20 protein-coding genes and 1 pseudogene are annotated in these 22,899 nt (G+C 42.6%); 7 read left to right on the forward strand and 14 right to left on the reverse strand.

What is annotated here, in order from left to right:
- Positions 1-69: 69 nt before the first annotated feature.
- Positions 70-1,224, reverse strand: a complete 1,155-nt coding sequence (locus M3221_RS12770) for a mandelate racemase/muconate lactonizing enzyme family protein (protein WP_251272139.1) — start codon at positions 1,222-1,224, stop codon at positions 70-72.
- A gap of 399 nt (positions 1,225-1,623) precedes the next feature.
- Between M3221_RS12770 and M3221_RS12775 the strand changes: the two genes are divergently transcribed.
- Together M3221_RS12775 and M3221_RS12780 are read left to right on the forward strand one after the other, a co-directional pair.
- Positions 1,624-3,576, forward strand: coding sequence for a YjhG/YagF family D-xylonate dehydratase (locus M3221_RS12775; RefSeq protein ID WP_396120281.1), 1,953 nt, complete (start codon positions 1,624-1,626; stop codon positions 3,574-3,576).
- A 339-nt stretch (positions 3,577-3,915) separates the two neighbouring features.
- Positions 3,916-5,274, forward strand: a complete 1,359-nt coding sequence (locus tag M3221_RS12780) for an RNA-guided endonuclease TnpB family protein (RefSeq protein ID WP_251272141.1) — start codon at positions 3,916-3,918, stop codon at positions 5,272-5,274.
- A gap of 620 nt (positions 5,275-5,894) precedes the next feature.
- Here the strand turns inward: M3221_RS12780 and M3221_RS12785 are convergent.
- Together M3221_RS12785 and M3221_RS12790 are read right to left on the reverse strand one after the other, a co-directional pair.
- On the reverse strand, positions 5,895-6,560 hold the full coding sequence (locus M3221_RS12785) for a PspA/IM30 family protein (protein WP_251272142.1): 666 nt from the start codon (positions 6,558-6,560) through the stop codon (positions 5,895-5,897).
- Between the two features lies 1 nt (position 6,561).
- Positions 6,562-6,975, reverse strand: coding sequence for a hypothetical protein (locus tag M3221_RS12790; RefSeq protein ID WP_251272143.1), 414 nt, complete (start codon positions 6,973-6,975; stop codon positions 6,562-6,564).
- 521 nt (positions 6,976-7,496) lie between these two features.
- On the opposite strand from M3221_RS12790, the gene M3221_RS12795 reads away from it, so the two are divergent.
- Positions 7,497-7,598: a YjcZ family sporulation protein gene (locus tag M3221_RS12795; RefSeq protein WP_251272144.1), complete on the forward strand. Its 102-nt coding sequence runs from the start codon at positions 7,497-7,499 to the stop codon at positions 7,596-7,598.
- 732 nt (positions 7,599-8,330) lie between these two features.
- Here the strand turns inward: M3221_RS12795 and M3221_RS12800 are convergent.
- From M3221_RS12800 to M3221_RS12810, 3 genes are all read right to left on the reverse strand, one after another.
- Positions 8,331-8,708: a hypothetical protein gene (locus M3221_RS12800; protein WP_251272145.1), complete on the reverse strand. Its 378-nt coding sequence runs from the start codon at positions 8,706-8,708 to the stop codon at positions 8,331-8,333.
- Positions 8,709-9,303: 595 nt separating this feature from the next.
- Entirely contained in the window at positions 9,304-11,343 is a 2,040-nt protein-coding gene (locus M3221_RS12805; RefSeq protein ID WP_251272146.1) for a molybdopterin-containing oxidoreductase family protein, read from the reverse strand.
- 108 nt (positions 11,344-11,451) lie between these two features.
- Complete coding sequence (locus M3221_RS12810) at positions 11,452-11,895, reverse strand: GNAT family N-acetyltransferase (protein WP_251272147.1); 444 nt, start codon at positions 11,893-11,895, stop codon at positions 11,452-11,454.
- A gap of 116 nt (positions 11,896-12,011) precedes the next feature.
- On the opposite strand from M3221_RS12810, the gene M3221_RS12815 reads away from it, so the two are divergent.
- Together M3221_RS12815 and M3221_RS12820 are read left to right on the forward strand one after the other, a co-directional pair.
- Entirely contained in the window at positions 12,012-12,263 is a 252-nt protein-coding gene (locus M3221_RS12815) for a hypothetical protein (protein WP_251272148.1), read from the forward strand.
- Positions 12,264-12,379: 116 nt separating this feature from the next.
- A pseudogene (locus M3221_RS12820) lies at positions 12,380-12,586 on the forward strand (KGG domain-containing protein); the annotation flags it as partial.
- Between the two features lie 113 nt (positions 12,587-12,699).
- Here the strand turns inward: M3221_RS12820 and M3221_RS12825 are convergent.
- Genes M3221_RS12825 through M3221_RS12840 form a run of 4 tightly spaced genes read right to left on the reverse strand, consistent with a single transcriptional unit; the run spans position 12,700 to position 14,804 of the window.
- Complete coding sequence (locus M3221_RS12825) at positions 12,700-12,858, reverse strand: hypothetical protein (protein ID WP_251272149.1); 159 nt, start codon at positions 12,856-12,858, stop codon at positions 12,700-12,702.
- A gap of 25 nt (positions 12,859-12,883) precedes the next feature.
- Complete coding sequence (locus tag M3221_RS12830) at positions 12,884-13,663, reverse strand: ABC transporter permease (protein WP_251272150.1); 780 nt, start codon at positions 13,661-13,663, stop codon at positions 12,884-12,886.
- The gene (locus tag M3221_RS12835) at positions 13,660-14,568 is read right to left on the reverse strand and encodes an ABC transporter ATP-binding protein (RefSeq protein ID WP_251272151.1); all 909 of its coding nucleotides are present in this window, start codon (positions 14,566-14,568) and stop codon (positions 13,660-13,662) included. The genes M3221_RS12830 and M3221_RS12835 overlap by 4 nt, the downstream gene beginning before the upstream one ends.
- Entirely contained in the window at positions 14,565-14,804 is a 240-nt protein-coding gene (locus tag M3221_RS12840; RefSeq protein ID WP_251272241.1) for a PLD nuclease N-terminal domain-containing protein, read from the reverse strand. Before M3221_RS12840 ends, M3221_RS12835 begins: the two co-directional genes overlap by 4 nt.
- 194 nt (positions 14,805-14,998) lie before the next feature.
- On the opposite strand from M3221_RS12840, the gene M3221_RS12845 reads away from it, so the two are divergent.
- Positions 14,999-15,535 carry a helix-turn-helix domain-containing protein gene (locus tag M3221_RS12845; protein ID WP_251272152.1) on the forward strand — a complete coding sequence of 179 codons (537 nt, stop codon included), beginning with the start codon at positions 14,999-15,001 and terminating at the stop codon, positions 15,533-15,535.
- Between the two features lie 207 nt (positions 15,536-15,742).
- Here M3221_RS12845 and M3221_RS12850 read toward each other — a convergent pair whose 3' ends face one another.
- The 3 genes from M3221_RS12850 to M3221_RS12860 form a co-directional block, all read right to left on the reverse strand.
- Entirely contained in the window at positions 15,743-17,182 is a 1,440-nt protein-coding gene (locus tag M3221_RS12850; RefSeq protein ID WP_251272153.1) for an APC family permease, read from the reverse strand.
- Between the two features lie 62 nt (positions 17,183-17,244).
- Positions 17,245-17,802 carry a hypothetical protein gene (locus M3221_RS12855; RefSeq protein WP_251272154.1) on the reverse strand — a complete coding sequence of 186 codons (558 nt, stop codon included), beginning with the start codon at positions 17,800-17,802 and terminating at the stop codon, positions 17,245-17,247.
- Between the two features lie 61 nt (positions 17,803-17,863).
- Positions 17,864-19,819 carry a primary-amine oxidase gene (locus tag M3221_RS12860; RefSeq protein ID WP_251272155.1) on the reverse strand — a complete coding sequence of 652 codons (1,956 nt, stop codon included), beginning with the start codon at positions 19,817-19,819 and terminating at the stop codon, positions 17,864-17,866.
- A gap of 189 nt (positions 19,820-20,008) precedes the next feature.
- Here M3221_RS12860 and M3221_RS12865 point away from each other — a divergent pair, with 189 nt between their 5' ends.
- Positions 20,009-20,815, forward strand: a complete 807-nt coding sequence (locus tag M3221_RS12865) for a helix-turn-helix domain-containing protein (RefSeq protein WP_251272156.1) — start codon at positions 20,009-20,011, stop codon at positions 20,813-20,815.
- 330 nt (positions 20,816-21,145) lie between these two features.
- On the opposite strand, the gene hutH is transcribed toward M3221_RS12865, so the two are convergent.
- On the reverse strand, positions 21,146-22,672 hold the full coding sequence (hutH, locus tag M3221_RS12870) for a histidine ammonia-lyase (RefSeq protein ID WP_251272157.1): 1,527 nt from the start codon (positions 22,670-22,672) through the stop codon (positions 21,146-21,148).
- Positions 22,673-22,899: the final 227 nt, after the last annotated feature.

The raw sequence follows: 22,899 nt of genomic DNA on the forward strand, positions 1-22,899 counted from the left end.
GTCGAACATCCTCTTGCCCAGGAATCCCCCACTTCAACCGTTAGGTAAGTGGGCGGTAGTTCAATGCTTTTATTTAAAGACGTCTTTACGATAAGCCTTAATCACGTCCCGGTTAACCTCCACTCCAATGCCTGGTTTTTGAGGGATTTTTACTATTCCATTATCCATGCTGATTGCCCCGTAAATTAATTCTTCTCGGAATGGATGGGCAGACTGGTCATATTCCAACAGCGGTTCCTGCGGATTCATCGAAAGTGGTGCAGGAAGAATATTGGAAATGAATTGTAAAGATGCAGCCAGTCCCACACCAGATCCCCAAACATGCGGGATCAGCATTGTATTCCAAGCTTGTGCCATAGCAGCAATTTTTTTGCATTCGGTAAATCCTCCTGCCGACATGAGATCTGGCTGAAGAATATCTAATGCTCCAGTAGAAATCCAGTGACGGTAGCTTGTTTTCCCAAAAATATTTTCACCAGATGCAATATAGGTGGAGGTTAAATTTCGTAAATTGTGATATCCTTCAATATCTTCCGGGGCTAGCGGTTCTTCGAAGAAATGAATTTTCGCCCGTTCACATTCTAACAAGATACGCCGTGCAGCTGCCGAATTATAAGCACAATTAGCATCTATCATGATCATGATATCCGGACCTACTGCTTCACGAATCGCATAAATATATTCAATATCACTCTTTACCCCGAATCCAACTTTCAATTTGACTGCTTTAAATCCTTTGGACAAGTGGCGCTGTGCTTCTTTGACTCCTTCTTGAAGATGATCTTTTCCTTGTAATCTGTAAAAACCCGTTGCGTAAGGCTGGACTTCCGTACGAAAAGCTCCACCCAGTAGTTTATGTATTGGTTTGTTCAAAGAACGGCCGATTACATCCCATAAGGCAATATCTACCCCGCTGATCGCATTAATTGCTGCCCCGTGCTGTCCAAACGGACGAGTTTGGTTATACATCTCTTCCCAAAGTACTTCAACATCGAACGGATCACGACTGATGAGCATTGGTTTTAAGCAGAACTGGACAAATGAAGCAGCAATTTCCGGCGGCTGAAGTCCATGGCACAATGATTCTCCCCAGCCGGTAATTCCTTCATCCGTTACAATTTCGACAATCATTGAACTGCGTTTTTCCACCCACCCTTGAGAGAAAGCAAATGGTTCAGACAAGGGGGGTGACAATACATGTGGGATAACATCGACAATTTTCATTTCTCGTGTTTCTCTCCTTTATCAAAATTTATTTCGGAAGATTTTTATGCCAAAAGATGAAGTTTTCGTCAGCTTAAACGGCTATGTTTTCATCGCTTTCAGTTAATTTGTTTAATATAATGCCATCTTAATGTTTAAAAATAAAATTGTTAATAAACTCTAATATTTCAAAAATATGCAATGTGTCTCTTCAGTAACGTTTTCTGTTTTATAATATAAAACTATGTTTTATAGTATTGACATTATTTTAAAACGGAATTATATTCATGTAAAGTTGTTTTCGCTAAAAAATGAAAGCGCTTAAAAGAATATATCTATTTCTGAACTACTTTTTAAAAGGAGGAAATGATGTACAACTCACTGAATGAACTTTTAAAGGAAAAAAATGAAGATACATTTATGATCCAAACGAAAGCAGCAGGTCCTTCAGGGTCCCTGCCTCTTACTGATAAAATGCTTCGGGAAGCGCCAAGCGGAAATTTATTCGGTTTGTCCCAAAACGTAGGAATGGGATGGGAACCCGGAAAATTAAACGGAAAGCAAATCTTATTATTAAGCACACAAGGAGGTATGCGCGGCGAGGATGGAAAGCCGATTGCGCTTGGTTATCATACAGGTCACTGGGAAGTTGGTCTCCTTATGAAAGCAGCAGCAGAAGAAATCAGCCAAAACGGCGGCATTCCCTTCGCAGGTTATGTAAGCGACCCATGTGACGGACGTTCTCAAGGTACGACAGGTATGTTTGATTCTTTCCCTTATCGAAACGATGCAGCCATGGTCTATCGAAGGTTAATTCGTTCTCTTCCGACAAGGAAAGCGGTTATCGGGATTGCAACGTGTGATAAAGGCCATCCTGCTATGTTAATTGCGCTGGCCAGCATGCATGACCTTCCTACAATTGCTATTCCTGGAGGGGTAACTCTTCCACCATCGCATGGTGAAGATGCAGGAAAAGTGCAAACAATTGGTGCCCGCTATGCGAATGATGAATTATCAATGCAGGAAGCAGCTGATTTAGGCTGCCGTGCGTGTGCGACGCCAGGAGGCGGATGCCAATTTCTTGGAACAGCTGCCACATCACAGGTAGTTGGAGAAGCTCTTGGCCTTTCTATCCCCCACTCGGCTCTCGCGCCATCCGGACAGTCCGTCTGGCTGGAAATGGCGCAGCAATCTGCGCGAGCGGTAATGAAAATGGAAGAACAAAAGATTACCACAAAAGATATCTTAACGGACGGAGCGATTCGCAATGCGATGGTGATTCATGCTGCATTCGGCGGTTCTACAAATCTTTTGCTTCATATTCCTGCCATTGCCCATGCTGCGGGACTATATATTCCGACCGTGCAAGACTGGAACAACGTAAACAAACAAGTGCCGCGAATCGTCAGTGTCCTTCCAAACGGACCCGTACACCATCCGACTGTAAGAGCGTACCTTGCAGGAGGTGTTCCTGAAGTCATGCTTCAACTTCGGCCCCTTGGCGTTCTAGATGAAACGGTCATGACTGTGACTGGCGAAACATTAGGCAGCGTGCTGGATTGGTGGGAACAATCTGAAAGACGCCAACAAATGAAAAAACGTTTAAAAGAAGCGGATTCGATCGATGCAAGCGATGTCATTATGACTCCTGCCAAAGCGAAAGAAAAAGGATTAACATCGACTGTTACGTTTCCAACAGGCAACATTGCTCCTGAAGGCGCGGTGATCAAGTCAACATCCATCGATCCTTCTATGCTTGATGAAAACGGTGTGTACATCCATCGTGGAACAGCTAAAGTGTTCACGAGCGAAAAAGAGGCGATCCGTGCCATAAAAAATGGAGAGATTCATAAAGGGGATATTATGGCTGTGATTGGCCGCGGACCTCTTGGTACAGGCATGGAAGAAACGTATCAGCTTACATCTGCCTTGAAACATTTATCCTACGGAAAGCATGTCACCCTCCTTACAGATGCACGCTTTTCCGGCGTTTCTACAGGAGCCTGCATTGGCCATATCGGTCCTGAAGGTCTCGCCGGCGGTCCGATTGGAAAACTTCGTACCGGGGATATTATAGACGTGCGAATTGATACGAAAAAGCTGGAAGGTCATTTGAATATGATTGGTTTTTCCGATGGGGGCAACAGCCCTGAAGACGGGAAAGCTATTCTAGAGATGCGTGAAGTCCATCCAGAAATGAAGCCCGATCCAGACCTACCTGACGATACACGCTTGTGGGCAGCCTTACAATCCGTAAGCGGAGGCACTTGGAAGGGTAGCGTTTACGATGTAAACCGCATTATCGAGGTGCTAAAAGCAGGAGAAGAAGCATTATCGCAATTAAAAAAAGAGAAACATTCTATGGAAATATAACTAAATAATCTGGTTAAGGAAAGACACGCTCTAATGAACAAACCTATTCGTAAAATGATTAAATAACTTAAAGTGCTGCAAACCAAAATGTAAAGTTTGCAGCGCTATTTTATTGAACAAAAAATTAGCGCCGCATTCCCCTTCAAAATCTTCGGTTTAGTGGGGGTTAGGCGCTAAGGTCTTTATTTCCCTGTTCTTCTATATATTTTTTCATTACACCGATTGCCGGTTCTTACTTATAACCACTCATACTGATTCTCTTTTTATTTTACAAGTGATTTCCATTTTGATACGATCAACGTATTATAAGGACTAAAAAATGGAAAGGAGGGTTTGATCATGAAAGTTGCGAAGTCACTGCTGCACAAAATCACAAACCAGACGGAAATCTTCAATGCTACACTGGATATTTATAATGATGCCCTGTCTTTCATCATTCAAGTGATCGACAAAGAGTTTGATAATACCGACGAACTGACAACTAAATCAATTGTACCTGCAGTAGAAAAACTGATTCACGCAACCAAATCAAACCCTCAACCTAAATACAAAGAGTTTAAGGATCGTTTTTACAAATTTCCGTCCTACTTCCGCCGAAGTGCCATTGCTTCTGCTTTTGGCAAAGTAAAGAGCTTTCGCTCTAACTATCAAAATTGGCAAGAAGAGCAGAAATACGCTCTTTCCGAAGGAAAAAAGTTTAAGAAACAGCCTCCGCGCCTGCAGGCGGAACATAAAGAATTCCCTGTTTTTTATCGCGGAAACATGTTCAACAGGACGTCTGATACGACTGCACAAATCAAGGTATTTCACCAGAATGACTGGGTATGGACAGATATCGAATTTAAAGAGCAGGACCTTTATAAACGCGGTGTCTGGAAATGGAAAGAGAACAACCCTAAGCTGATTAAGCGTGGAAAGAAATTCTTCCTTTCTATCAGTTATGAAAATAAAGTTACTCTAACAAAAACGCCTATTCAAGAGCAAAAAGTGTGTGCGGTAGATCTCGGACTGACGAATTCTGCGGTTTGCTCGGTTATCGATGCAAAGGGCACTGTCTTAGACCGGACATTTATTGACCAGCCTAAAGAAAAAGACCGTCTGCAGACGTTAACGAATAAACTGCGGAAAGCCCAGCGGGCAAGCGGCCGTATTCATGCACCAAATTTTTGGCGGCAGATCAATGGGTACCAGCAGCATATTGTCCGCCACACCAGCCATAATATTGTAAAATTCGCAGCAAAGCACGGCTGTGACGTCATTGTATTCGAGTACTTAGGCAGAATGAAAATCCCCAAAGGATTTTATGGAGCCCGGAAACTTCGCTTTAAGCTTCACGGGTGGCGAAAAATAGCCATTCAGAACAAAGTGGAAGAAATGGCGCACTGCCTGGGTATTCGCATTTCCCGGATCAATCCGCGAAACACCAGCGCCTTAGCGTTCGATGGCTCCGGAAAAGTGGAACGGAACCGGAAAAAAGACCTTGCCACGTTTTCAACAGGCAAAGTCTATCATGCGGATTTATCCGCTTCTTATAACATCGGCGCCCGTTATTTCATTCGGGCTTTTCAAAAATCCACTTCGGAAACGAAATGGTTGTCTCTTCAGGCAAAAGTTCCTGAGCTGGCAATAAGGACATCCCAGACCTTGTCTTCGTTCATTAGTCTCCATCATGCATTCGGGCTTCCGAAGGAAGCTTAACCAGCTGATGTTGTACCGTATTCAAGATAAGGGATGCTTCATCAAAATCTTTGATTTAGGTGGAGAGGTTCACCAAACAGGCCAGATGGCGGAAGAAAAGCGGGGATTTTTGTGAGCAAAACACACGGTGTCAAACAAAACCGAACTGTAAAATAGTTTTCTCGAAAAAATTCTGCAATGATCCGGCACTATAGACCATATTTTAATCACCCAGTGGTAAATAGTTTTCAGCAGAATCGTATAACCATTTGCCATTTTTAAAAAGCAGAAATTCATGATTAACGATATTTTCACCGATTTCCATAGTAATCGAAATCGTCCTAATACTATACACCATGTATATTTTATCTTCGTGAATATGTTTTACTTTAAACAAAATACCCTCACTTCCTTATCATTTCTAATTTCGAAAAATAATATGTCTCAACTTTTTAATGTAGAACCATAGAAAATCAAAAAAACAGCTTCCGATAAGAAGCTAGTTTGGCAGGGATTAATTACATTACATAGCTAATTCAATTATAGTTGTTCCCTGCTACCCATACTCAATGAGCGATAATAAAGGTATAAGAAAGCATGGAAATAAGGGTTTTTTATCTTAAAAGATTACTGGGCAGCTTCTATTGATTTGACCTCTTTTTCACTACTTGCAGTACTTGTTCCAATTCATATTCTAACCTTGGATCAATATATCTTTTGATAGGGGTGCTTAAACTTCCTGTAAACTGTCTACTCGCTTGTGCTTCAGCTTCCATCATTAAGATACGGTCCTCTACGCGTGACATCCCATTAGCGATCGTTTCAGAATGGAATGTCACATTCGTTTTTTGAATCCGTTTGATCGATTGAGCTATATTGGCTCTCGAAATGAGCATTAATCTTTTTTGTTGAAATTCATGATAGGTTTTTTTTAGTTGATTCAATTCTTCATAAAGTGTCTCGGTTTGGCCCTGAAGAATATTCAACTGCTCAGTATAAAGAGTGAGCTGCTGCTGGTGAATCAATTTTTCCTGCAAGGCCAATTTTGCGATAAAGTCCTCTCCTTGTTCCACAGCTAATCTTGCCTGCCTGTCCCTTTTTGCAACCAGGCTTTCTGTTTCATTAATTAATGCTTTTTGTTTATTTTCGAGGTAAATTTGCTGTGCTAATGCCTGTTCCCCTTTTTTGAGCTCCCCTTCCATTTCTCTCATATACTCGTTTAACATCGCAATAGGATTTTCCAGGCTATCGAGCACGCCGTTTATTCCAGCACTGCCCATCGTTTTTAATCTCTTAAAAATCCCCATATTACTCATTCTCCTTCTCAAGTTTTTGTTCTTTCTCCCAGCTGTCTAAAATGTCCGCATTACTTTGATTTATCGGAGGGCTTGTTTTTGAAGCAGGGACATTCGTGACAAATTGCTGAAACGCATCAGCTTTGTCTTTTTTCTTGTACCACCTATAGGCGAATATCGCGGCAGTCCCAGCTACAGTAAGGAGGAGCATCATTACAAGCCAGGAAAAGTCACCGCCATGGTGCGGTCCATGCATGTCTGCATGGAATGCTGGCCCTCCTCCATGGCCTCTCCCCATTTGGTGGGCATATCCATATCGCTCATGACCTTCAGACCTTTCGAAGAGATTTAGAAAAAAGTTGACTCCAGCAAGCCCTGAAACGCTTACAGTTCCCCAGAAAAGCACTTGCTTTATTTTTTCATTCACTTGTTTATCTCCCCTTTCTATTGCGTGATGTATTGATTGTAGTTGTGAAAAGTGAAAATTCAGTGAAAATAGATGAATTTCCAGCAAAATTAAGATATATTGCCACTTTTTAGTGCGATTAACTTGCCTTATAAAGCTTTATACAGAATTCCTTTCTGAATCTGTCCACGCCTGCCTCAGAGGAGAAGAAGGTTCCGAATCCATAAAAGGAAGAGTCCAGGATGCAAAGTTCATTCTCCTTTTAAATTATAGGCCCAAACAAAAAAAGCTCCATTTTTATATTAATGAGGCTTTCATACAAAAGTTATTCGTACTCACACAGGGTTGGATTTATACCCCCCTTCCCAATTTCACCGATGAGATGAAGCAATCTACTATTCTACTCTGCAAAAAAGTTTAACAATAGAGACAAATGTTTAATCCAATATGCTTCTTTACTCATATCCTAATAATATAAATCGATTACAAACATTGATTTATAGAACTGCTTCACTACCTTTCTGTAAAGGAGGTGAAATGGTATGAGTGGTTATGGTTACAACGGCGGCTTTGCGTTGATTGTAGTTCTGTTCATTCTTTTAATCATCATTGGTGCTTCATTCAAAGGCGGCTACGGCTATTGATTTAAATGGCTGAGCGACATTTCAAAGATTCTTCCAGGGTTCTTAACTGCTTAGAAATGGCGCTCTAGTCAAGCTGCTATTACTGTTTCGATGTCACTTCTACATGTTACCGTTGCCAACATGAAATACATTTCCTGCTAGCTAATGCTGCTTATTTGGGTGAACATGGTTTATATTTCACCGTAGCGGGTAAATGATTAAAGACATGGTCTTTCATTGACCACTTGCCCTAGTTTCTTATACCGCGGAGTCCCCCGCGGCTTTTTTTATGCTTCTCTTTATACTTTCTCAAGTACACCCGCTGTCCTCTTAATCAAGCCCATCCAGCATCCGACGATTTACTTAATAATATTAATCTTCCTATATTCGTTTTGGCTATTAGCACTTAGAAAAAAAGCAGGCTTCCTCTCTTAATCACCAAGGGAGGAAGCCTGCTTTTTAGTTTATTTATGAATGCAACATAATATCTGTTATGCTACACTTGTATTCTTGTAATACCAAGTATATTACCGTTTAACATATCTTTAATCTTTAACAGGCTTATTTGTGTTTAAAATATTTATTTTTAGTTATTTTTCCTATGGAGAGATCAAATTCAGGCAGAAACTCACTGTACTGAATAGAGTAATGAGAATAACGTTACATTCGTTGTTAAGGATATAACAATCCTGTTATTAAGACCAACAAGCTTGTTATCCTTCAGCGGAATATAGAATGGGTGTAAATCCAAGGTCATTTCTTTTTGTTATCTTTGTCTTTTTTGTCTTTGTCTTTCTTGTCTTTATCTTTCCCGTCTTTGTCTTTCTTGCCTTTGTCTTTCCCGTCTTTGTCTTTCTTGTCTTTATCTTTCCCGTCTTTGTCTTTCTTATCTTTGTCTTTCCCGTCTTTGTCTTTCTTATCTTTGTCTTTCCCGTCTTTGTCTTTCTTGTCTTTATCTTTCCCGTCTTTGTCTTTCTTGTCTTTGTCTTTATCTTTCCCGTCTTTGTCTTTCTTGTCTTTGTCTTTGTCTTTCCCGTCTTTCTCTTTCTTGTCTTTTTCTTTCTCGTCTTTTTCTTCCCAGTCTTTTCCTTTCCGATCTTCTTTTTTGTGTTTAGGCATGTGTTTAGGCATGTTACATCTCCCTCCTTTCACATTAAATTTTGTTGAGGTAATCATGAGGTAGAAATGAAAAGTGGCTACCTGTTTAAAATTATCCTCATACTACTCTATGTAACAAATGGAAATTTTGGTTGCACAATAGTCTATTTTTAAAGATAAATATTATCTTGCATTCAGCTAGTGGCCTATATGATTCAAATATTCTTTATGATCAGTCACTACTGGGGCTTGTGGCTACGATTATTTTTGTTTTCTTCTGCAGACAGACAAAGGGAGGAGAAATAATTAGATCTTATATACCTTTTAAGAATAAATTGAAACAGATTCTACCGTCCGATAATACCTTAAAAACCACTATGTTTTGGCGGTTGGCGGGCAAAATAGGTCAGGGTTAAGCTGTATAAACAAAAACCCTTGATAATCAAGGGTTTTTACGTGTTTTATCTTTTAAGTACTAGGCAGATTATCTTCTCCTTCCTAAAATACATGTTTCAGAACATCCTTCTTCGTTGTAAAGCCTGCTTTCTCGTGTAACTGTCAACTGTCTTTGTACCACAAACAGCATTTGTCATGAATTATTTTTAAAGCTCAAATTCGCTTTAATACTTTATTCTTTTGCTACATTCACACGACCGGAAAAAAAGACTGCTCCTCCGCCCATATCCGACAAGCGGTCGGGTGTCATGGAGTTGACGAGCTGTTTGGTTCCCGGTGCATCTGCCCACAGTCCTTGGGATACGACCACACCCGGCAGCACCCCGCTGCCGACCGATACAGTAAGGCGGCATTCTCCGCGCGAATTCCAAACGCGTACTTGTTCTCCGTCTTCAATCCCGGATGCTTTGGCATCTTCTGCATTCATGTATAACCGGGCTTCTTTTTCAAGCTGGACATGTTTTTCATTATTGGAAAACGTCGAATTTAAAAAGTTATGATTCGGCGCCGGAATGAATACATAGGGAAGCTTTTCATCTTGCTTAATCGGTACATAAGTAGGCAATGGTGGAAAGCCATCCTGCTTCATTTTTTCAGAATACAATTCGATTTTCCCGCTTGGTGTCAGCAGTTTTCCTGGAAGAATTGGTTTCACATCTGCTCTTATAAACTGCTTTTCCGTCAGCGATGTATAATTGATGTGTTTTATAAATGGATTCTCCGGATAATCAAGCGCACGGTCAATCATTTCTTCATCTCTTTCCCGAAACTCCGGCTCTTCAAATCCCATTTTTTCAGCCAGCAGGCGGAACACTTCAACATTTGATTTAGACTCCCCGTGTGGCCCAATGACCGGCTGCTGAATTTGAACAAAATGATGCCAATACGATGTAAAAAAGTCGGTGTTTTCATACGAAGATGAAGCCGGCAGGACAATATCCGCATACTTGGCTGTTTCAGTTAAAAACAGATCATGGACGACAAGAAACAAATCTTCACGCTCCAGCCCTTTTCTCACCTTGTTTCCTTCCGGAGCCACAACCGCTGGATTTGTGCTGTACACAAACATGGATTTAACCGGCTGTTTAAGCCCCGTCAAAGCCCGGCCGATCTGGTTCATGTTAATACGGCGTGTGTTTTTATTTTCGAGAAAATCCGGACGCTGCAGTGCATCGGAATTAAAAGCCAGATACCCAGCGTTTCCTTTAATGGCTCCGCCGCCCCGCTTCAGCCACTGTCCGGTTAAAGCAGGCAGGCAGGAAATCGTGCGGATGCACATGCCGCCGTTGTCATGGTGCTGCAGGCCGTTTCCAATGCGGATAAAAGAAGGTGATGTTCTCCCGTATAAACGGGCAAGCGTATAAAGATCATCGACTGATACGCCTGTAATCTGCGCAACCGTTTCCGGATCATACTGAACCACATGCTCCCTCAGTTCTTCAAAGCCCACTGTGTATTCTCTTAAAAAGTCTTCATCCACTAAATGCTCCGCAAATAAAATATGCATCATGCCAAGCGCGAGTGCCGCATCGGTACCCGGCTTAATCGGGATAAACCAGTCCGCCATCTTTCCAGTCTGGTTTTGGTGTACATCAATCACCACAATTTTGGCACCGTTTTTCCGCGCTTTTTGCGCGAGCACAACCTGGTGCATATTGGTGCTGACCGCATTCACACCCCAGAAAACGATCAGCTTGGCATGAATGGTATCCTCGGGATTTGTTCCTTTGCTGTCTCCCATTGTGTACCGGTAACCCGCTTCACCGGCTGACTGGCAGATTTTTCGGTCCAGCTGTGATGCACCGAGCCTGTAGAAAAAGCGCCGGTCCATACTTTCCGAATTGAGTACGCCCATGTTGCCATAATAGCTGTATGGGAGAATGCTTTCGGACCCATCCGTTTCGATAAGCTCTTTCCAGCGCGACGTTATTGTCTCAAGTGCCTCTTCCCACGTAATCCGTTCAAACCGGCCTTCTCCTTTTTTCCCAACACGCTTCATTGGGTATGCCAGCCGTTTTTCGTCATAAAGCCGTTCTTTTATGTTGCGAACTTTATTGCAGATACTGCCTTTTGTAACAGGATGGTTTGGGTCGCCTTCTACCTTTACGATTCTGCCATTCTTTTTGTGGACCAGGAGGCCGCACTGATCCGGACAGTCAAGTGAGCAGACCGAAGGAAACACGCCATCCGGCTGGTCTTTGTAAGCATACATCCCCATTCTCCTAACCTTCTAAAATAGATATTTGTTATTTCATCATAGCGCAGGCGAAAAAACCTGACAATAGAGCGGCTTCAGTCTTGCTTTTTCCCAGCATTTCTTTTAAGTTAACGATTTAAAATAAGAGTAAAATTTGGTGTCTCTTTGCATGCCGACTTTTTCATAAAGCGTCTGCGCAGTTTTGTTATCCTTAGCTGTCTGAAGGGTGACAAATTTGGCTCCTTCACTTTCGCAAAATTGAAAAGCGATGTGCATCAGTGCTTTGCCGATTCCTTTTTGCCGGCAAGAGGGATGGACGAATAAATCATTCAAGATGTATGCCCGCTGCATGCCAAGCGATGTAAACGTTGAGTACAGCTGAACAAATCCAGCTGCCTTTTCTTTTTCGTATCCAATAAACACAATCGACTCTTCCCTCTGCAGTCTCTCCTTTAAAAAAGCAGCTGCTCCTTTTTCATCACTTGGCTGCTCATAAAACACGCGGTAAGCATCAAATAATGGAGAGAGCACAGGCAGATCCTTCAGCTCAGCTCTTATTATTTTCATTTGTCTTCCTCCCACTTGATTGATAAAAAAGCTTTCTGTTTTATAGTATGGGAAAAAAGTGACATGTTAAGAAGATACAGTTTTTATTATTCCTTCATGTCAGATAGAAGTGCTTTATGCAGGAAGCACGCGTAATTTATATCAGTACATTTTCGAAAGTGTTTTTGCCATCGATCCGGCTGAGCTATATGATTCTGCCGCCTTCTTCGGTTGAACAGTACAAGCAGGCTGAGGTGAAAATTTATCTTATCGCTCCTTATTTTTCAAAGGATCTTCCTTCTATTCCTTTCATTCAACTAGGGTTCAGCGGCCTTTCGCCAGAACAAATACGCTTGGGTGTTCAACTGCTCAAAGAAGCTTGGACATAGAGCTTTTATGTGGTGCTTTCGCTTAAATCTTAAAAAAGTTGTTTAAGAGAAGAATAGGCGGGTATTATTAACACTGTACCACCAGAAATTCTAAGAGAACTGAGGAGGAACTTTTAATGGCTAACAACAATAACGACAAAATGAGTCGTGAAGAAGCAGGCCGCAAAGGCGGAGAAGCTACAGCAAAGAACCATGACAAGGAATTCTATCAGGAAATTGGAAAAAAAGGTGGAGAAGCCACTGCCAAGAATCATGATAAAGAATTTTATCAAGAAATTGGCGAAAAGGGCGGAGAAGCCCGCGCTAAACAACGCGATAACGATTAATGCCGGTTAAACACCGAAGATACTCACAAAAATCAAATCGCCATTGATCACATCAAAAACGAGCATGCTTCGCTGTTCTAGCATGCTCGTTTTTGTGTGCTTTTGGCATTTTATATTTTAAATCTACTGATTGGTTCTCTTAACTCTAAAGCCATCCGGCTTAAAGCTTCTGCAGAAGCCAACACTTCTTCCATCGCTGCATTTTGCTCTTCAGCCGAGGCAGCTACATTTTGTATGTTTCCGGCAGCCTGCTCAGAAATTCCGCTCACTCCTTTGATCATTTTCGCAGTCGTATTAAAAACGTTTTTTTACGATCCATTTATAAGAAAAGGCAACCGTTATAATAATCCATACGACTGTTGCTGCTATGCCTTTAAACATTTCTGCTTTATTTAAATGCGAGGAAAGTAATTCTATCGCCTGCAGGCTGGCACTGGCTGGATTCAGCCAACCCAACATAGGATGCAGCCCGGCCAGTATTCGAAAAGCAAGAAGACAGGCTATACTGATAAGCGCAATAACCGCTTGCCCATTAAACAAGGTACTGACCATTGCCGTAAAGGAAACAATAAAAAATACCCAGATCAGATACAAAAGCAAAGCCGGCAGCACCACTCGAAAAGGAACATTTGTAAACAAATAATCTGTATACAATAGCGAGGCGGCAAATCCAGCTGCCACGCTTAGGGCAGCAGCGGAGCAGCCGGCCGCTATTTTCCCTCCTATATAAGCTCCCACAGTAACCGGTTTTGTTAAAATGAATTTGAGCATGCCGCTCACTTTATCTGCCTGAATAATTCCCATAGTCGAAACGACAATAATGATTAAGCCCATCTGATCAAATTGTGAGGCAAGTGTACCAGCGAGCACTTCATCTCCGCTTTGATTGGTCATCGCCGGATCAATGGTAATTCCCTGCCCTCCTCCAACTGCTTCCAAAATAGAAGGTAGAAAAAACAGCAGAACAGGCTGAGCAGATCCTAAACCCATGAAGGCGAGCGGCATCCAAATGATTTTCGCTTCTCTTATTAATTGAATCCACTCTTTATGCCAGATCACGTAAAAAGCATTCATGCGCCTGCCACCATTCTTAAAAAGATTTCCTCCAACGTATCTGACCTTCTTGTTTCAAAACGTAAAATGTCTACATTATTCTTCAATGCATGCCCAATCAAATGGTTTTTATATGCCTGCACATCGTCAAGCGTTACTTTAACAGTATTACCAATAAGGTCTACCTTTTGAACATAGGGCAGGCACCGGACGAGCCCCGCCCAGCCCAAGTCTCTTGGCGTAAGGTCAACATAAACCGCTGAATCCTCATTTCTGCATGTCAGCTCAGCCAGTGTAGTATCTTCCAGTTTTATGCCGTTTTTCATAATGACGAGCCGCTCACAAATTTCTTCTGCATCACTTAAGATATGTGTTGATATCAGTACAGTGGTGTCTTTTTTTATATCTCGAATTAAATTCAACACCTCTCTTCTTCCGATTGGATCCAGCGCTGAAACCGGTTCATCCAATATAAGAAAAGACGGCTTATGAAGAAGAGCTTGCGCAATACCCAGCCTTTGTTTCATGCCCCCGGAAAAGGTGCCGACTTTTATATTCTCTTCCTGCTTGAGGCCTACCCGCGTCAGCACCGTTTCAATTTCTTTCAGAAGGTTTTTCTTTGGCATGTCTGATAGGCGCCCCATAAAAACGAGTGTTTCTTTAGCCGTCATCCAGGAATAAAGAGGTGGCTCCTGTGGAAGGTAGCCAATCTGGCGCTTCATAGAAGACAGCCTTTTTCCGTCTAGGTGCACCTCACCTTTATCTGCTGGCAGCACATCTGTAATAATATTGAGCAGCGTTGACTTTCCTGCTCCATTCGGGCCAAGCAGCCCTACACATTCCCCTTCCTCAATATGTAAAGAAACATCCTGGACAGCTGTTTTATGTTTAAACGTTTTAGTCACATGTTCAACGCTTATTTTCATCGGGCAGCGCCTCCTTTTCGTCCGATTGTGAAATATAAAATAGGACCGATCGTGTTACAAACCAGAATGATGATCATCCAAAAAAGCACATGATCTTGTGTTTTGCGGTGCCGGTATAAATCAATTAACGCCACCACAATCAAAACCAAAGCAACGGCTATAAACGGCATAAGAATAGGCAGCACAACCGTCCAGTCGATTTCTTTCAATTCTTCCAATCCGTAATGAAGCTGCAATTGTCTCATTCCTTCCACTTTATTATCATTATCGATAATGATAACATTAATATATGGAGAATGCATTTGTTTTTTTGGCTGAAGTTTAATATGATTTCTTTATTATCGTTACTGATAATGTTCTCAACTTTTTTCAACTGACAGTTTTTAACGCTAAAAAATAGAACATTTTCGTTCTCAAAGGAGATTTATATATGAATAAAGCAGAAATATTAATGCACCCAGTCAGAATGAAAATATCCCAGGCTCTTATGCGAAACAAAGAAAACGGCCTGACACCTTTAGAAATGGTTAAAATCATTCAGGATGTGCCTCAAGCGACCCTGTACCGTCATATTAGCACCCTGCATCAAGCGGGTATCATCCGTGTGGCAAAAGAAAAAAAAGTCCGGTCCGTGTCTGAAAAATATTATGTGTTGGACGAAGAAGCCGCCCAGCTTCATACGGATGAGTGGAAACATTTAACGAAAGAAAAAAAGCTCAGCTATCTTTCATATTATCAGCTGTCACTCATGACCCAGTATCAAAACTATTTGTCTATGCTAGAGAAAAAGCAACAAGCGGAAGACCTCTCCACTTTCTCGCTTATGGAATTAAAAATCGACGAGCAGCATTTTGAGGATTTTCAGAAGGAATTAAACCAGTTAATGCGCAAATATTATGATCGAAAAAATGAGGATGCTGATGCGCCAGCCCGCACGATTGCGGTAACGATTATTCCTGAGACTTAATATAAATACCTTTTAGATCCGAGTTCCAAATGGATACTATTGAATAAAAGGCTGGAATAGTAGTGAACAGAATACAACTGATTTTAATAGTCTAAATTCAAATTGAAAGAAACCAACAGCCGATTACAAATATTTTAAAAGTTATAAGCACAAAACAGAAGAACCTTTTACGGTCCTTCTGTTTTTCAAGAAAATATTTAGTATGCGTTATTCAGCTTCATGCAAAGAAGGCGGCAGCTTTTTAAATCCGTTTGTTCTGGAGAATAAAAAAGCGATTCCGATTGCCAGCCATACAGTTCCCAGCAGTAAAGCAAGCCTGTCCATTCCGAACCAGATATAGGCAATGACTGAAAAGCCCAACAGCGGAAGCACAAAGTATCGGATATGCTGCAGGCCGGATGGAAGCCAGTTTGGCTGACTGCCAAGTTTAAGCGGTGATTCTCCTTTTTTCTTAACGTAGTACAGCCAAATGACAGATAAGTTTAGAGCAGTGAAGCCAAAAAAAGCTCCGTAGTTGACCAAATTGGAAATAAGGTTGATATCCATTGTATTTCCTAATATAAATTCAATGGCTACGATAAAAATGATGTTAAAATGTGGCGTACTAAACTTTTTATTTACAGCTGCAAAAATGCTTTTTGGCAGCAGGTTATCCCGCCCCATTCCATATAACAAACGGGCGCCTGCAGCGGTTGCAACCATGTTAAAAACAGCTAATGAACTTAAAAATCCTGCTGTAAAAAAGAGGCCGAAAAGATCCCCTCCTGCCTTCTCGGAAACTTGAAGCAGTACTGTATTCATCCAATTTGCATCATTTACATGTGTTCTCCATTCCGGAATAACCAACATCGCCACATAGCTGCAGACCACCATGGTGACAAGGCCAATGCCAACACACATAAAGATTGCTTTGGGGATATCCCGCTTTGGCTCCTTTGTTTCTTCCGCCAGCGTTGTAATCGCATCAAATCCCAAAAAGCTTAAAACGGCTAGTGAAGTAGCTGCGACCAAGCCACTTACACTGTCAAAGTGAAAAGGCTGCATGCTGAGCAGGGTTCCTGTGCCGGCTCCATCCATATGAACCGCCTTCCCCCAAACTAAGATACACGTCCAGACTACAAATTCTCCCAGCAGCAAAAACCAGATACCCAGCTTATTCATAAGTTCAACGCCAAATAAGTTCAAAAGCCCAATCCCTACAGAAAACACGCCTAGCAGCACCCAAAAAGGGACAGCTGGAAAATATTCCTGCACCATATAAGCGGCACTGACAGAAGTAATGGTTGGGATTAACACATAATCCAATGTCACAACCCAGCCGGCTAAAAAGCCCAAGTGGGCATTCCACCCCCGGCCAACATAGCTGTAAACCGATCCGGATAACGGATAGTTCCTGACCATAGTGGAGTAGCTAAAAGCCGTCAGCAGCATGGCGATCCCCGCAAATAAAAAAGGAAGGGCCACCGTACCGCCTGAAGTGGCCAGCAAAACGCCGAAAATAACCGCAGGTGCCAGTGGAAGCATATAGTTCAGCCCAAAGGCCGTTAACTGAACAACGGTCATGGAGCCTTTTAATTCTTGTTCATATCCAAATTTGGATACAGCCGAAACCGTCTCTTCTGTCACGTTTTTTGCTTCTAATCCCATGTTGATCTCTCCTTTAACTTTTGGTTTCATAAATCAAAAAGAGTTGGAGGAGGATTCTCCTTTTAATGCATATGGTCATGTGATGACTCTTCTGCCGGCGCTTCTATGCTGGCGGATTGCAAAAAGCCAGCTGCAGCCACTAGGCAGAAGCTTACACACATGGTGATCAACAAAGGGGTTAATTTTTGATTGAGAAGCGCCTGATTTTCTTTTGCCTGCCACGCTCTTGCCCCATACAAACTAGCAAGATAAATCATATCCATCGCCAGCACCATCATCGTCTCTTCATTCGATGAAAGCATAACGCCGAGCATGGCGCCCATCATTGCACCCATTAAGCTAGAAGCCTGTGCCTCGATCAATCCGTTGAGCCCGTAATTCTTTCCGATCAAATAAGCGGCACCTGCACTTAAAACAATGGACACAATGGTCGAAAGGGCAAGTTTATCGGTCATTAAAAGAGCGGTAACCAATCCTAGTGTTAAACTGCTTGTCATGCCTAACAGCATCGGAATACATTTGGCAGCTGCTCCTGATGCTCCCTCCCCTTTTCCACGAGAAGCATAAGAAAAATAAATACTGTATCCTGCAATCAGCATCATGTTCATTGCAAGCAGCATAGGATTCCCTCCTTTATTGTGATTTTAAAAAGGGAGCATAGTGTCTGCTCCCTTTCCGTGGTCAATTGTGGCAGGAAGACCCGCCGCTGCTGCAGGATGAAGCTTTCGAGACAGGGCGCGGAAGGTCAAGCGCCGGATTTCGGTCAAAGAAGCCCACCGGCTTTAATTGAAAATTAATATAAGCAGTCGGCATGACCGGCCAGTCTTCTGGTCTTGTAATATGATGATGGCCCATTGTATACCAGACGACAATATCTTCGTTTTCAATATTACGGTTCGCAGAAATATACTTTGGCAGTCCATCTCCTCCTTTATGCTGGTTCGGGTAGCTGCCTGTTGCATGCATTTCCTTTTCATCATACTTTGTCACAAACAAATGCTTACTCAAGAAGCCGGCACGCTTCATCACGCTTGCTTCTTCACTCGCAAACGGCAGGCAGTTTTCACCCGGCATAATTTTGTAACCGACCGGCTTTCCGACTGCGTTCAGGGAATTTGGATTGATAATTTTCCACGTCCGCTGCGACGCCAGATCCATAATCCGCTGTGCTTCCTGTTCCGTTTTAAATGTTTTTGTATCAATATAAAAGGCATTGCTATATGGATTGTCTTCTCCTTTTTTCTCCGGCAGCGTATTGATTTCAACAACCGAGTTATTGATCCCATCGAGCATTGTATCCAAGCGGAAGTTAAAGAAGTGCTGATGATAAGCAGCGTTTAACTGCGGAGCAATCTCTGTTCCGTACTTGGACATGCCGCTTTCATCGAACGTACCCGTATTGAGCATGCCTGTCAGCTTTACTTCCATTTCCATCGTTCCATCCTGATAAAAGCTCCAATAAAATCCATAATCATAGTTTCCGACTGTACAGAAAAAGGAAAGAACTAACCGGCGGGACCGGCGCACTTCCACCTGTTCTGTTCTCCAGTCCGTATGCTTCCAGGCAACTCCGTAATCTTCTTCGTGAAGACAGATGGCATTTGGAATCTTCCGCACGTTTCCTCTGCTATCTGTCATTAACGCGTCAAAGTAATGAATTTCGCCAAGGCAGTCACAGCCAAGCTCCAGCGAGTTGGCCAGCTGGCCCATTCCATATTCACCGGCGTCAAACGCATTCTGCGAATTATGTGCAAAGCTCGCATCGGCATACGGCACAACCATTTCTGAAAGTGATGCCCGGTATAAAATAGGACGGACTTTCCCTTTGTCTTCATATCCGACTGTATACAGAACAAGACCTTCTCTCGGCGTAAAGCCAAACCGAATATTCCATTTTTGCCATTTAATAAAGTGGCCGTCTACTTCAAAGCTTGGCCCTTCCGGCTGGGTGATTTCAAGCGGTTTTAAGTCTGTTCTAAATGTAATGCTGTCAGAGGTTTCAGGTGTATAGTTGGCATCGGTCGGCGGCATTGGTCGGACACCATGGTCTTCGAACCGGTGCACCTCCATTTTGTTCAAGTCGACATACACCACAATGCCTGTCAGCGGATATGCATACCCATTATCGTTCGGAAACTTCCGTACCCAGCAGATAGCACGTGCCAGGCGTTTTCCTTCATCTTCTTTTATGCCGAAATTCCCGGCTGACCATGGATCTACCATGACTAAATCTGGATTTGTAATGCCCCGCTTTAAAAGCGCTTCTTGAAATTCAGGACTGTTTTTCACTACCTGCTCACACTCTTCGAATTCATCCAGCATGACACCTGGCTGCACGTCCGGAATGTACTCCCAGCTCACCACTTTATTTTCTGTTACGGAAACGATGGCTTCATATGTTTTTTCAGATTCATTATCTAAAATAATCATAAAAGCTTCACGGGTAATCGAATCGCCAGTCTGGTAGTTTAACACGGTCTCTTTATCCGGCTCCTTTAGAACAACGGTCACAAACCGGGCTTTTTCATTCAGATTTTTTTCTGTGCGCAAAATGGCGACGGCACTTTTAATTTCTTCTGCTGTAAGGGGCTCTAGCGGGTGATTGACGGCATTTACTACTTGATCGTGTACTTGCATGAATGATTCCTCCTTGTATTTAGCTTGATTTCACTATAGATACATTTTCAGAACAATTCATTGTAAAAAACGGAACTATGTACGTATATATCTAAATTTTCTGTCAAGTTTTCTGACATATTTGCTTCTCTCTGTAATCCTTCTTCCTATAATCATGGTACAAAACCAAAAAAGAGGAGGCGTACCAGCATGCTATTACGAAGCACGGTTTTTCATCCTACTCAGCCGGAAATGATCTCTCATAGTTCTTCTTATATTGAATGCAAGCCTGACAATGCCCTGTCTTCTGATATTTCGCTTTTATACGAATTTAACATCAACGAACAATTGTCCAGCATGCTCCCTGTCATTCCGGATGGCTGCCTGGATTTGCTTTTTTGCTGCGATCCTTCGCGTCCGTTTGCAGTTGTAGCCGTCAGCCCCCGCCACCGCTGCTCTTATCACTTTCGTACCAATGTTACTTACTTTGGGGTTCGGTTAATTCCAGATCAAACAAGCCTGCAGTTTCATTGTTCCGTAAAAGAACTTCTTCAATTTGAACAACTTCCATTGTTTGAAGTTACAAAAGTTGAAAGCAACCTGCTTGAAAAAATTGCTTCTCTCTCAACATTTCAGGAACGGGTCGCCTTTTTTTCTTCTTTTTTATTGAGCAGGCAAAATGAAAAAACAGAAACCTACACCTTGGTCTCCTATTGCTTGAATATGATTTATGCCGCTAAAGGGCTGATCAATATTCGGAAGCTTGCAGAAGCCACCGGATATACAGACCGGTATGTTCGAAAAAAATTCGAACAGTCCATCGGCTTTTCCCCAAAAAGCTTCAGCCAAATTGTCCGGCTGCAGTATTCTGTTCAAGAGCTGCTTTCTCAAAATATAAACATCAACAGCCTTGTTGAAAGCTGCGATTTTTATGACAAAGCCCATTTTTACAAGGATTTTGAAAAGTATATGTCTCTGACACCGGTGCAATATAAGAATACTTATTCTCCAAAGTAAAGCATCTAACGTTTCTGCTCTGCAGCTTCATTTAGTTGTTGTATAAGCAAAGAATCTATTAAATGATTGAAAAAAATAAATAAAAGAGTACATTTCAGCAGCAATGCTGGAAATATACTCTTATCATGACTCACCGTATCGTTTATATTTGCGTGGAAAGCAGAACTCTGTGTTTCCAGCTTATTTTTCTCAATCTACTTTCTTATTACGGAAGTCCTCATCTTCTGTAGTGAGATTTTTACTTTCCCAATAATCTGCATTTCCCTTTGTATGTGCTTTCAATGTATTTGATTGAGATCCGCCTGATCAATAAATCAAGCGGATCGTTTATTAGTTTTTGCCGATTTTTTCAGATTCCAACACCTGCTTCAGCCATTGCTCGTTTTTCATTGCCTGCGCTATATTTTCAATATCTTTCGAAAATACCCGATCTTCTATAATAATAGGCACAACAGAGCGGATATTAGCATGCAGCCGCTTTGAAAAAGGAGATAAGCGCTCTTTCCCGCGAATGTCAGCGGCCTGGGCGGCACATATCGCTTCAATCCCAAGCACTCGGCGCGAATTTTGCACGATATCGTATGCGTGGCGTGCAGCTGTTGTCCCCATGCTTACATGATCTTCCTGGTTCGCAGAGGATGGTATGGAATCGACACTGGACGGGTGTGCGAGTGTTTTATTTTCAGAAACGAGCGAAGCTGCCACATACTGCGTGATCATTAAGCCGGATTGAAGACCTGGATCCGGACTTAAAAAAGCGGGCAGGTCATTGAGCTGCGGATTGACAAGGCGCTCAATCCGCCGTTCGGAAATACTCGCGATTTCTGCCACCGCAATGCCAAGAAAGTCCATTGCAAACGCGATCGGCTGGCCATGAAAGTTTCCTCCGGAGATGACATTTCCACTGTCCGCAAAAATAAGCGGATTATCGGTAGCCGAGTTGATTTCAATCAATAACTTTTCTTTTACATAATGAAGTACCTGCTGAATGGCGCCATGCACCTGTGGAATGCAGCGGAGAGAATAAGCATCCTGTACGCGTATTTCCCCTTGGGTAGTGGTCAGCTGGCTCCCTTGCATGTAAGAGAGAATACGGCTGGCCACCTGCTGCTGTTCCGGGTATGGACGTACCAGGTGGGATTCCGGCTTGAATGCATCCACAATGCCCTGAAGCCCTTCCAGTGTGAGTGCCGCCACACCATCCGCTAAATCAGCGAGCTCTTGCGCTTCCATATAAGCGATCACTCCAACGGATGTCATCGCCTGAGTCCCATTAATCAGCGCCAGCCCTTCTTTTGCCTGTAAACGGACTGGATGCAGGCCCGCTTGTTGAAGTGCTTTTTCTGCAGGCAGTGTGTTTCCTTTATACATGACTTCTCCTTCACCAATTAAGACGAGAGCTAAATGAGCGAGAGGAGCCAGGTCACCGCTTGCACCGAGCGAACCCTGGCTTGGCACGACGGGGTGAATGCCATGGTTTAAACAGTCAATAAGAAGCTGAAGCGTTTCTTTGCGGATGCCCGAGTATCCTTTTGCCAGGGCATTCGTACGGAGCAGCACCATCGTGCGGGCAACCGTATCAGAAAACGGCTTGCCTGCAGCGCATGCATGGCTTCTAATTAAATTGAGCTGCAGGTTTTCCACGTTTTCTTCAGAAATCGGTGTATCGCTAAATTTGCCAAATCCCGTATTGACTCCATACATGATCTTTCCTTCTGCCATCAGCCGCTCGACAGCTGTGCGGCTTTCATCGACTTTTTCCCACGCTGCTTCGCTCAATTCTACTGGTTCGGCATGATACACCACCTGTTTAATTTCCTCAAATGTTAATGTGCTCCCGTCTAATTGAATGGTCATGTGGACCGCTCCCCTCATCTGTTTTTCAAACATCGATTATAAAAAAACAAAAAAGAGGGCTGCACAAAAAGAACACGCGTTCTTTTGTGCAGCCCCCTCTAAACTAAAAACCACTCTGGGCATTTTTATTCTATTCGCTTCTTTAAAAAGGTCTTGCTACTAGGTAAATCACTAAGTTAGGATTCTCACTTCATCCTATACTTTCATTTTATGCATGATTCCTAAAA

Origin of the sequence: Domibacillus indicus, from assembly GCF_023715895.1 — a bacterium.
Lineage (GTDB): Bacteria > Bacillota > Bacilli > Bacillales > Domibacillaceae > Domibacillus > Domibacillus indicus_A.